The organism is Oceanobacillus luteolus, from assembly GCF_042678205.1.
GTDB lineage: Bacteria > Bacillota > Bacilli > Bacillales > Amphibacillaceae > Oceanobacillus > Oceanobacillus luteolus.
In genome coordinates this window covers 1-11,909 of sequence record NZ_JBHUDE010000122.1, presented here as the reverse complement: position 1 = coordinate 11,909, position 11,909 = coordinate 1, and the positions used below count along the sequence as shown (strand labels likewise).

8 protein-coding genes and 1 pseudogene are annotated in these 11,909 nt (G+C 34.4%); 2 read left to right on the top strand and 7 right to left on the bottom strand.

Features of this window, described 5'->3' with window-relative positions; all coding sequences use genetic code 11:
- Positions 1-72 precede the first annotated feature (72 nt).
- The 6 genes from ACFSBH_RS13510 to ACFSBH_RS13485 all read right to left on the bottom strand — a co-directional run bounded on the left by ACFSBH_RS13510 (position 73) and on the right by ACFSBH_RS13485 (position 6,023).
- Complete coding sequence (locus ACFSBH_RS13510; protein WP_379598019.1) at positions 73-1,092, bottom strand: GerAB/ArcD/ProY family transporter; 1,020 nt, start codon at positions 1,090-1,092, stop codon at positions 73-75.
- A 28-nt stretch (positions 1,093-1,120) separates the two neighbouring features.
- Complete coding sequence (locus tag ACFSBH_RS13505) at positions 1,121-2,299, bottom strand: Ger(x)C family spore germination protein (RefSeq protein WP_165918132.1); 1,179 nt, start codon at positions 2,297-2,299, stop codon at positions 1,121-1,123.
- Positions 2,299-3,369 (bottom strand): spore germination protein, encoded by a 1,071-nt coding sequence (locus tag ACFSBH_RS13500; protein ID WP_379598016.1) that lies wholly within the window; start codon positions 3,367-3,369, stop codon positions 2,299-2,301. Before ACFSBH_RS13500 ends, ACFSBH_RS13505 begins: the two co-directional genes overlap by 1 nt.
- Positions 3,366-3,866, bottom strand: a complete 501-nt coding sequence (locus tag ACFSBH_RS13495; RefSeq protein WP_379598014.1) for a spore germination protein — start codon at positions 3,864-3,866, stop codon at positions 3,366-3,368. Before ACFSBH_RS13495 ends, ACFSBH_RS13500 begins: the two co-directional genes overlap by 4 nt.
- 1,231 nt (positions 3,867-5,097) lie before the next feature.
- Positions 5,098-5,304, bottom strand: coding sequence for a DUF1657 domain-containing protein (locus ACFSBH_RS13490; RefSeq protein ID WP_066418448.1), 207 nt, complete (start codon positions 5,302-5,304; stop codon positions 5,098-5,100).
- A 284-nt stretch (positions 5,305-5,588) separates the two neighbouring features.
- Entirely contained in the window at positions 5,589-6,023 is a 435-nt protein-coding gene (locus ACFSBH_RS13485; RefSeq protein ID WP_066418380.1) for a CBS domain-containing protein, read from the bottom strand.
- Positions 6,024-6,615: 592 nt separating this feature from the next.
- Between ACFSBH_RS13485 and ACFSBH_RS13480 the strand changes: the two are divergent.
- Together ACFSBH_RS13480 and ACFSBH_RS13475 are read left to right on the top strand one after the other, a co-directional pair.
- Positions 6,616-7,130, top strand: a pseudogene (locus tag ACFSBH_RS13480) (SDR family NAD(P)-dependent oxidoreductase).
- A gap of 607 nt (positions 7,131-7,737) precedes the next feature.
- Entirely contained in the window at positions 7,738-9,183 is a 1,446-nt protein-coding gene (locus tag ACFSBH_RS13475) for a carbon starvation CstA family protein (RefSeq protein WP_066418383.1), read from the top strand.
- Positions 9,184-9,599: 416 nt separating this feature from the next.
- Here ACFSBH_RS13475 and ACFSBH_RS13470 read toward each other — a convergent pair whose 3' ends face one another.
- Complete coding sequence (locus tag ACFSBH_RS13470) at positions 9,600-10,235, bottom strand: polysaccharide deacetylase family protein (RefSeq protein ID WP_379598011.1); 636 nt, start codon at positions 10,233-10,235, stop codon at positions 9,600-9,602.
- Positions 10,236-11,909 lie beyond the last annotated feature (1,674 nt).

The following is an 11,909-nucleotide window of genomic DNA, read 5'->3' as shown; positions in this document are numbered from 1 at the left end:
TCTTTTGTTAGCATCGTTCATTGGCATAACCTCCAGATTTTTTTCTAAAGAGATTATCTCAAGAACGGATATTTAATAGAAGGTGTTCATTGTTTGACGCTTACATATATCTAACGTTTTATCTAGCCGATAATGTTCTTTTGACAAATAGTAAGTACCTAGAAATACGAGTAAAACAAGCCCCAAAAACCAACCTCGCTTTATCCACTTTGAAGAAACCTTTGATTCAACTATGTCGTAAGCGATTCGAAGGTATAGGCTGCAACGTATATATGTTCCTACTGCCATTAATAGTAAACCATAAATATCAAAACGATCAATAAATCCCAAACTAATAATTCGTACCGGCTCTAATGCCGGATATACGAAATTGTCAGCCTGCCCTAATCCGAAAATTGTTATACTGCCGGTAGTTGTTGAAAACATCATTAGTGCATTCAACAAGATTCCAATACTCCATAGTAAAAACATTCGTTTTTCACGAATGTTTTGAATGGGCACACATAAAAGTAGCAACAATTCAATCCATATACTAGTGAGAAGCAAAGATCCCCATAATATGGGACTCCAACCAAACTCAAACATGGGTTGAAGCTCACTCCAATCTTTCATCCTCGTGTCCAATAGAGTGACTGTATGCCCTGACACCATAGCAATTATGGATAATACACCAGCCGTTAAGGCGATTCTTTTCATACCTTTTATAGCTACATAGACAAAAAAGATCAAAAACCAAACGAGTATAGCCAACAGAGGGGTCTCAGGCAAAAAAGCAATATAGACGAAATCAACTAACAGAGCAAAAGAGAAAATGGTTAAAAATAAAAAGTAGATAATGAAAACCACCGTAAGCATTGTTCCAAAAAATTTCCCCAATAAATTGTGAAGCATATCAGAGATATTTTCTTTTGGGTATTTAAGCCTCAAGCGATAAATGGAGATTGCAAATATAAATGCTACCGGGAGTGATAGAAATATGGAAATCCAAGCATCTCTTCCGGCAACATCGAGCATTAACGGGAGAATCACGACATGTCCCATGATTGGAAGTGTCATTACTAATAAAAAAAGTGTCTCCCATTTTGTTAACATGACTGTAATCTCCTTCTTCTTTGATCATTTAATTCCTTAGTTTATAAGGGTTGTTATAAGGCTTTTTGTGATGTCTATTTATACTCTTATTTATAAGGCCTTGATGAGTAATGTTCGTATGAACATCAATTATTATATCTGCGTTAGAAAAAATCTCATTCCATTCAGATTGGATATTTTGCCATTGTTTTGGATATTTCCGATAGGTTTCTAGCCCAATTCCTGAAATATCTGTCTTTAATTCCTTTTGAAGTTTATCCAAAGTTAAACGTACGTATTTTTCAGCTAGGTTTGATACTTCCTTTTCAACCTTACTTATCCATTGTTCATTTATATTGCTTTTCGTCGTATTATCAGCTAACGTTCCCTCTATCTCGATATTAAGATGTGCTTTAAGCTGATTTCCAACTAGTGTCGGCTTTATTTTTGTCTCTGATTTCTTTATCTCTACAGAGACCTTCTCCTTCTCATTCAGAGATACAGTTTCACCTCCACTTTTAGCCTTGTTCAAAAGGACATTTAGCCCAACCGTTTCATGTGTATTTAGTTTACCGACCATTTTATCATTTCTAATGACGGCCGTACCGTCTAATGAAGTAATAGTTTTATCCTTTTCTTTTTTTGTTTGAATGATCGGCATATAGGCATTAGGAATAGGTCCCTCAATTAACTTATAAAATTCATATAATTTTACGGATGTATATTCTGCAATATATTGTGTTTGTTCTAAAGCAGAGACGATTTCAGCTGACGAAAGATCTTCATAAAGTGTAGAAGTACTCAAAATATCTATTGGATTACCTTCTGTAATGAAAAGATAACTATTTAAACGAAACATTTGATCTCGCCGGCTTTCATCAAGGTAGCCAATAAAATCTTCTTTTGCTAATTCCTCACCAATCACCCATAAACGAGCATGATCAAAATAAAGCCTGCGCTTCGCATCTCGTATGAGTGCTCGTGTACCTTGTATTATTGAGTCCGCGTCTCTTTCTAATAGAATATGCTGGCCATTTCCTCCACCCCCTTCTCCACCACCTTGTTCACTTGCTCCAGTTGGTTTTATGATTTCGACGCTGATTCGTAATTTACCGTCAGATTTGTCCAACCCTATTCCATGTACAAGTGCGGAATTATCAAGTTCTTGGCTACTCCAACAGCCCATTAATAAAAATAAAAAAGGGATGATAAATAGAATCCTTCCCATCATTTATCACCTGTCTTAGGTAATGATTTAATTCTAGGCGCACGCTGATTCGGTATGCTTTTTGGTCGATGTTTTTTCCACCTTAACGGCAAACGAATTAGTGAATCTTTCCAATCCTGAAAATAAAAAGGCGCAAATGGCGCCATATAAGGAACCCCAAGTGATGTTAAAGAGATCATATGTGTTAATAAACCAAGCATGACGACAATTAGTCCATATCCCCCAAATAAGCTGCTAGCAATAAATAACCCTATCCTGAGTAACGCAGTAACATCTGCGATTGGAGTAATGACGAAGGCGGCAATGTACGATATAGATACAACAACAATGGTCGGTGCACCAACCAGTCCGGCTGAGACAGAGACTTGTCCAAGAATTAAAGCACCCACAATACTTAAAGCAATGCCAATTTGTTGAGGAAGTCTAACACCAGCCTCACGGACAACTTCAAACATTAAAATCATCATGAAAACTTCCATTGTAAGAGGAAATGGAACTGTCTCTCTTGCTTGGATGATCGGAACAATCATTTCAGATGGAATCATTACCTTGTGAAAATTAATGGCTGCAATATAAAGGGCTGGTAAAGAAATACTGATTATAAATGAAAAAAAGCGCATCAGGCGAATGAAGGAACTATAATAAGGACGAGAACTGTAATCTTCTATGCTTTTCATATTTTCAAGAAATAGAGATGGAATATACAAACTTACCGGATCTCCGTTAACTATGATCATAATTCTTCCTTCCATTAATAAGGCTGAGGCTACATCAGGACGCTCTGTATTTCCAATAGTAGGAAAGATTGAAAAGGGATGGTCTTCAATGAATTGTTCAATTTCCCCTGAATTATTGATTTCATCCACTTTAATTTGATCTAATCTTTGTTTGAGCCGTTCGATCAATTTAGGATCCACAATGCCCTTTATATATCCCAGCGTTATATCTGTTTGACTAAATTCACCAATTTTTATGGTTTCAAACTGTAAAGAAGGATGTGGAATTCTTCGCCGTAATAATGCAATATTTGTAGGTGATGATTCAATAAATCCCTCATGTGCCCCTCTCACAGAGCCCGATCTGATTGGGGTTCGGCGATTGCACGAACCTCGTACCCTGGTGCGTTTAGCACCAATCCTTCACTATATCCATCCAGCAATAGTAACGTATTGCCCTTCAGTAGTTGGAATACAGCTTTTTCTAGATTATCTTCATTTTTTATATTAAAAATAGCAATCCTCTCTTTTACTTTTTTTAATTCTTCTCCCTGAGGACTTTCGAGTGATTCCTCGGTCAGTTGCTCTAATACATTATTGCGAATGGCATCTTCATTAATTAACCCATCAACTAAAACTAACAGTGCTTTCAATGAGTGGCCGTCATGTAACGGAATGATGAAATCATGAAAAATGATATCCTCACTTGAGTTTAACTGTTGCTTTAGTCTTTCCTCATTTTTATGAATATCCGATGAGAACGGATGTGAATGATTTGATCGATTTTTTTGTATTCCTTTTGTGTTTTGCTTTATTTTTTGCCGAATGGATTCGATTTTTAAAAAGCGCATAATTTCAATTCATCCCTATTCATTCTCTTAAAATTTGGTATTTTATACCGATATTATGAGTCTTATTTCAAATAATATGTACAGTTTTTTAAGTGTTACCAATACATTTTTATTTTTATGGATTTTTCTTCATAAAGATAGCTGAGAAACTGGGTTAAAAATTATAAATTTGTAAACTTATCAGGTTTTGTTAACTTAACATAAAACATAAAAAACAGACAGAGAACCTTTTCTGTCCGGAGGGTTGTGCTTTTGGCATTTAAATGACGTTGGTTTTGTTAGTATGTTTATAAATTATTTTGAATCATTATATATTTCCATTTTTGATTAATTGCCAAATACAAATAATGAGTAGCTGTTTTATCAGACTAGCTTTTTAAGCAGGGAATAATCTCCTTTTATCCAATTATAAATGGTAAAAAGGAGATGAAGCTATGAATCGCATGGAAGAATCTATCGAGAATCAGCCGTTGAAATGTTCTAAATGCGATAAAGAAATAATGGATGGATGCGAATACCATAATAATAATGGAGTTTAAGATGATTGTTACAGTATTCCTTTGAAAAAAAGCAGAGGTTTAATTATTAATTGATTATAGTATTGGAAATATCTTATATATGGGGTCCCGGCAGAAAAACGAGTGGTTATCTGTACAAAAAAGTAAAATCCTTGATTTAATAATGGTTTTATATTGAAGTTATATACACAACTTAATCGTCTTGATAATGAGCAAGCTAATTGGCCATTTTCGGTTGCTGGCAATCGGCGAAAATCTATTCAGCAAGTAACACTCGTGGTACAGCTCTATAGGTACATATGCAAGAATATAGACCGAAAAAACAAATTGGTCGCAGCATTGATTCTACAATAAACATTAAAACAAAGCTATTTCGAGTAAAACATATAATAAAAAATTGGATGAAGTAAGGATCTGGAATTTGTGATTTAGTGTAACTCCATCAACATTTATAGCCTAATTAAGAGTAGTTGAAAAAAGAAGTGATTATTACAAAGTTACATCTACATCGGGAAGGAAAGCATCCTTCCCTTTGTTTGTAAGTCTTGGTGTATTTTTATTATTACCTTATTTTTAAAATTAAAACAATGCTTAATAATCTTAGTTTCGAGTCAAACAAGGATTATTAATCCTTATTCATGGTACGTGATAGTTCGCGCTGTGCTATAAACAATAAAAGACTTTAAAAAGATTGCCTCTCAACCAATCTTTCCTTATTGTTGTTCGTATTGAGGTTCTTCTTGTTCGATTTGTTGAACACGTGGTTGAATACTATCAATAACGGATTGAGTTTGTTTAGCAGCATCTTGGTAAAGCTGCTTCGCTTGTTGATTATCGGTACCAAGAGCAAATGTTTCAAAACTTGCTTGTGCACTTTTCAATCCCGCTAATGTCTGTTTAACTTTAGTAATAATTGTTATAAAGAAAGCCTCCCCAAAATTTTTTACCTTTCTATATTGCTGAAAAAGAAAGTTGTTTCCCATGCGGTGAGATTTTTGGGAATATATGATTATTTTTGGCGAATTGCACCATTTTTTCGGTAGTAATTCCGTTTCCAAATCCCCATTAACTCTTCTATTTCACGTAAACTAATAAGATAGCGTTTTATAACTTTTTTATCTCAAATTTCCCCCACCATTCCCATTACAGACCAAGATTGGATCTTTGCTAATAATTATTTTTATGACAATAAATGAACCTCTTACTATTGTTGAGGTGAGGAAGGAGTGGAAATACTTTGTAATGCCAGTTCTGCCTCGTTTGCATATTGATTTTGTACGGCTAGATCACCTAAAGCAACAATTCCTACTAATTGGCCATTTTCGGTTACTGGCAATCGGCGAATTTGCTGTTGTGCCATTAAGTTTGCTGCTTGATGAACATCCATATCAGGTGTACCTTGTACGATTTGCTGTCCAGTCATGACTTGAGACACTGGCGTTTGTGCATTTTCTCCTTGTGCTGTCGTACGAAGGGTAATATCACGGTCCGTTACAATTCCAACAATTTGTCCGCTGTTATTTATTACTGGAATAGCCCCGATATTATATTTGCTCATTAATGCTGCAGCTTCCTGTACGGTCTGTGTTTCGTTAACTGTAAGAACATTTGATGTCATGATATCTCTTAATTGTGCCATAAAATTACCTCCAGATATGTTTTTCTTTTATAGAATGGAGAACATTGGCGATATTATTAATGGTAACTTTACCCAATTATAAGCTCTATTTAATTATAATCCCAACTATTCAACAGGTTCTCAACTTTTTTAAGATTGTATGATTTCATAATTATAAAGACAGAATATGGTTATCAAATGGTCATACATTTCTTTTTTAAAATTTCCCTAAAAACCATTCTTAGGTGCTTGACTATATTAAGTAGAGGAAAGTATAGAGAAAGCATTTTCTTTAATAAATTTTTAATAGGATTTAGGTTATCTTCAAAAAGATAATTAAAATAAAAATTATTATTGGAGGTTGTAACATCAAGGAAAGACTATCTGGAAAAGTTGCAGTAATTACAGGGGGAGCAGGTGGCATTGGTAAAGTAACAGCAGAAAGATTTCTAAAAGAAGGAGCTAAAAAGTTATTTTAGTAGATTTATTTGAAAATTCACTTATTAAAGTTAAAGAAGAACTAGACTCATTTGGTGAGGTACTTACAGTTCCAAGCTGACGTTTCAAAAGAATCCGATGTAGAAAGTTATGTTAAAAAAGCAGTTGAACATTTGTGAAAATCGATGTGTTCTTTAACAATGCAGGAATCGAAGGAAAAGTTGCTCCTCTTGTGAATCAAAAAATGGAGGATTTTGATAAAGTAATTAGTGTCAATGTACGTGGAGTATTTTTAGATTTGAAATATGTTTTACCAGTCATGACTAAACAAGGTTATGGTAGTGTGATCAACACTTCGTCAGTAGCAGGATTAAACGTAGTTCTGGTGTATCACCTTATATTGCTTCGAAACATGCAGTAGTTGGATTAACAAAAGCAGCAACGATTGAAGTAGCAAGTGCTAATGTACGTGTGAATTCAATCCATCCCTCACCTGTTAATACAAGAATGATGCGTTCTTTAGAAGAAGGATTGAACGTAGAACAAGAAACATTAGCGCAAAGTATTCCATTAGGCCGTTATGGTGAATCCAGTGATATTGCTAATTTAGTTTTATTTCTTGCTTCAGATGAAAGTGCATTTATTACGGGCGTTCAGTATAGAGTAGACGGTGGTATGGGAACGTTATAAGTTTACATCTAACATAAAATATCAATATAACAAATGATGATCTTTTATAAACGAGAGAGTGTGTATGGACAAGAGTAAATTACAAAATAAAGTAGCAGTCATTATAGGGGGTACGGAATCGATTCAAGGAATGAGGGGACATTATGGGAGTAAGTTTCATTTAATAAGTGTATTTGAGAAGATTTAAATCCTTGAGATTCACTTAATTGATATCTAGTTTTTGGGAGGGTTGTCTGATAAGTCCATCTAAATAAAGCAAGTGTAGAAAAACGACCTGTTTTTCTACACTTGCCTTTATATTTTTTCGGTTATTATCTGAAAGTAGCTTGAGATTTCCGGCTACTTTCTAGATGTTGTGGGCTAATGCCACAATTCCAAACTCGATATTTACCTTGTCGAATCCTCGTAATAAAAATTTTCTGAACGACCGACCGATTGCACTTGATATGACCGAACTCGCTTTCTACTTCCATTTATGACGAGTGCATTGGTGAAGTGTGTCTTATAACGGTTTTAGAAAAATACAATAATGTAATTGTTTTTTCGCAGATAATGGTAAAACTAATTACAAAATTACAAATTAAAATGGAGGAAAGGTGATTTCAGAATGGTTACATTTTTAATGGCACTTGTTGCATTGGTAATTTCTTATTTCACATATGGAAAATTTGTTGAAAAAATATTTGAACCTGATGAAGAAAGGCCAACACCAGCCTATGTGAATCAAGATGGTGTTGACTATTTGCCAATGAGCAAACAGAAAAATGCATTAATCCAATTATTGAATATTGCCGGAACAGGGCCCATCTTTGGTCCGATCATGGGGGCTTTATATGGTCCTGTCGCCTTTTTGTGGATTGTGTTAGGTTCTATTTTTGCAGGAGCTGTACATGATTACCTAACTGGAATGATTTCAATTCGGAATCGGGGCGCTCACATTCCAGAACTCGCCGGGAAATTTTTAGGGAATGTTTCCAAACATTTAGTAAACGTTTTCGCGTTGCTTTTATTATTGCTGGTTGGCACTGTATTTGTTACTACGCCGGCATCATTATTGCACAATTTGATCAATGGCAGGGTGGCTTTAATAGCTATTATTTTCTTAATATTTGTGTATTATTTCTTATCCACGATTCTTCCCATCGATAAGATCATTGGAAGAGTTTATCCGTTCTTTGGCGCAATTTTATTAATTGGTACAGTTGGAGTTGGTGTGGGATTATTATTTGCAGGATATGAAATTCCTGAATTATCTTTAACCAATATGCATCCAGCTGACCTGCCGATTTTTCCAATCTTATTCTTAACGATTACTTGTGGTGCCTTATCTGGTTTCCATGCCACGCAATCGCCACTTATTTCTAGAACCACTCAAAATGAGAAACAAGGGCGTTATATTTTTTACGGTATGATGGTTACGGAAGGTGTAATTGCAATGATTTGGGCAGCTGCTGCCATGAGTATGTTTGATGGCCAAACTCTTCAGGCTTTAATTAATGAAGGTACGGCTTCCCTTGTGGTTGGTGAAGTTTCTACGACCTTACTTGGTGCAGTTGGTGGGACTATTGCTGTACTTGGTGTAGTTGTGTTACCTATTACATCAGGCGATACTGCATTCCGTGCAGCACGAAATATCCTTGCCGATTATCTTAAAATGGACCAAGGCAAGGCTATCAAACGTTTATCTATTGCAATTCCAATGTTTGTGATTTCCTATTGGTTAACAACCATTGATTTCAATCTTTTATGGCGTTACTTCTCATTTGCTAACCAAGGTACTGCAGCACTTGCTCTTTGGATTGGTACCATGTATTTATTTGTGAAGAGGAAGAATTATGTTGTCTCTCTTGTACCAGCACTATTCATAACGGATATGGTCTTAACCTATATTTTATATGATAGCAATCTTGGTTTTGGCTTATCTTATCAAGTTTCACATCTCGGTGGAATTGTCATGACCATTCTGTTTGCTGCTATATTCTTCTGGAAAGGGAACAAAAACCGGGGAGAAAACTTATCTGCAGATATAGAATTACCTAATAAAGCAACATAAGATGTTGCAAGGCCAAATCAAAAAGGTTTCAGTTTTGGAAATTATAGCTTGATCTTTTTATAAAAATTCAATAAATGGCGCCTTTAATGGAGAATAGTTTTAAAATTTTTAAAAAAAACGGGGTTATTCCTGTTTGTTTTACATAATTACGATTACTAAACAATGAATAGTCGCTATTTTTGACTAAACTTATTAGAATAGTTCTATAAATGATTGGATGTAAATAAATAAAAAACCCAGCTCAATTTTTCATGTGAAAGGTGGCTGGGTTTTTTAAGTGGGATGTTCAAAGTAATACTTAAAAAGTAGCTCAAATTATTAGTTGAAAGAATCCTTCCGAAACAAAAATCCTATTTTAAATGACCGAATATACCTTCATTTTCCAGCATTAAGCTTCTATGTGTTTTACTTTACAATTATTTAGGGAATTCCTTTTCATTAGTGTTTTCTAATAACCAAAGTTTTGGAATGGTAACAAAAATATATCCTTCCTTCTTCAAATATGGAATAAGTTCATCTAAGGCTTTTACTGTTCCTGTTAAGTCTTGTGTCCAATGTCCGGCACTATGCATTAGGACAATAGCTCCAGGGTGAATAGAATCCAACACTTTTTGTTTTACTACGTTTGCCGGTAGGCTTTTCCAATCTTGCGAATCTACAGACCATCCTATACCACGATACCCCATTTTCTCCAATTGTCTGACCTGGTCTTCATTTATAGCCCCATATGGAGCACGAAACAATTCAGGTTTAATACAAATAACCGAATAAATTTCTTGTTCATTCTTTTCAATTTCCCATATCATACTTTTTACATCTGTGTCCGTTAGTTTGGGATGCCAATAAGTATGATTACCAATTGCGTGCCCTTTACTATATATTTGTTTTACGATATCAGGATAGGTATGCACTCGTGTCCCTAATAAGAAAAAGGTAGCTTTTACATCATATTTATTCAAAACATCTAAAATCAAGGGAGTAAATCGAGTGTCTGGACCATCGTCGAAAGTTAGTGCAATCACTTTTTGATTAGTATGTGCTTTATAAAGCATTGTATTTGAATATTTTGCTTGTAATGGGTATGCTACTGAAGCCCGAGCTGAATTAGTGGAATAAACTAGTCCCACAAATAAGATAAAAAAACCTTGTATAATAAGAAAACAACGTTTATAAAATATGTCATTCCCTTCTTTCTAATGCTTTACCTTAGTATTGAGTTAAATGCAGTCATTATATCCATCCACTTGTCAATTTTTTAATTTGGCACTGTTTAACTTGATTGTTGATTTTATTGAAAGAAATAAGCAATAACGAGTAAATCAAAGTTGCCAATTTTAAATCAAAAATAAAGCTACGTTGAGGCAGTAGGAATGTCGGTGGTTAAATTGAAGCGAATATGTATTCAATTAATTTTACTCTTGTTCCTAATACATGCTCGATCGGGTTCTTATTCATACATATCCCTCACTTTTAATTATTTACCAGTTACTTTATAAGTAAAAGTGTCTATTTTAGGGAAACCTCTTACTAAGGTTTTTAACTTATAAAGGAGTTTAAAATGAGAAAGAAACAAAAAGTTAGAAATAGGCATATCGTTTTGATACTAAGCGTTATATTAGTATCCATTTTCAGTAATTCTTGGCGTGAGGTTCCTAAGTATTATAAAAATATGGTTTATGTTAGTTCATTTAATGCAATATATTATTTACTATGTAGAAGACATCTCGTTTGGGAGTTTATTCCTTATAGAGTAAATTGGTTTTTTCTTAGAACAGTCCATACACTAATAATAACTCCACTATTAGTGCTCGTATTCTTAAGCAAAATGCCAAATACCCTGTTTAAACAATTTATTCATTTCATACGGTGGACTATAATAAGTACCGTTGTTGAATATTTGATTCACAAAAAGCACTTAATTCTATATGCTCACGGTTGGAATGTTTTATGGTCAGGATTACTATACGTTAAGATGTTTGTGTACAGTCATTTATTTACTAAACGTCCTATACCTACGTTGTTCTTATCTCTTTGTTCAACTGTTTTTTTATTTTTAAATTCAATGTCCCTTTGAAATTCAAGCACTCTTCAAGGTACTTTGAACCATTAGTTGATTTATATTACCATTCATCTTTGAAGGATTTATTTACGAGGAAAAAATTATAATTGAGATTATTCTCTATACACAACGTAAAGAAACAAGCGATGAGATTATCTCTAGAAATAAGAGATTAAGAAAGGTTTACGAAAAAAATGAGAAAAAGGAAAGCCTTTTGGATTAGCCATATATGGTGGACTCTATCGTCAAGACACTTTTTTCAAAAAAATAAGGTGGGGTCTTATAGTCTTTATAAGAGCTTAAAATGGAACTAAGAGTAAGAGGTACTCTCATTGCCATAAGGGAAGGTTGACCCTCAACATTTTTTGAGGAAATCCATCCTAATTGATACTTCCTTTTCAGAGGAGGTTCTGTCAAAGGCGAGCTTGCGAGTGCATGCCTTTATCCTTGACAGGTTCTCCTGTGAAAAAGGATACTCTTTAGGTGGAGGATTGAATTTTCCTTTCTTGGTGTCTAGTTTTATGGGTCCATTATAATAATCGCTTGTGCGAATAAGCTCTTACTGTTTATGGCAAAATAAATGTACATAATAATGCAGCGTAAAAGTACATAACGCTGCATTGAATTTCAAAGAAAATAAAAAGGCTTGCCAGCCTCCAAATCTTAT

Coding starts and splice junctions, on each gene's coding strand:
- ACFSBH_RS13510 (WP_379598019.1), bottom strand. CDS start 1,092: ATGTTAACAAAATGGGAGACACTTTTTTTATTAGTAATGACACTTCCA.
- ACFSBH_RS13505 (WP_165918132.1), bottom strand. CDS start 2,299: ATGGGAAGGATTCTATTTATCATCCCTTTTTTATTTTTATTAATGGGC.
- ACFSBH_RS13495 (WP_379598014.1), bottom strand. CDS start 3,866: ATGCGCTTTTTAAAAATCGAATCCATTCGGCAAAAAATAAAGCAAAAC.
- ACFSBH_RS13485 (WP_066418380.1), bottom strand. CDS start 6,023: ATGGCACAATTAAGAGATATCATGACATCAAATGTTCTTACAGTTAAC.
- ACFSBH_RS13475 (WP_066418383.1), top strand. CDS start 7,738: ATGGTTACATTTTTAATGGCACTTGTTGCATTGGTAATTTCTTATTTC.
- ACFSBH_RS13470 (WP_379598011.1), bottom strand. CDS start 10,235: ATGCTTTATAAAGCACATACTAATCAAAAAGTGATTGCACTAACTTTC.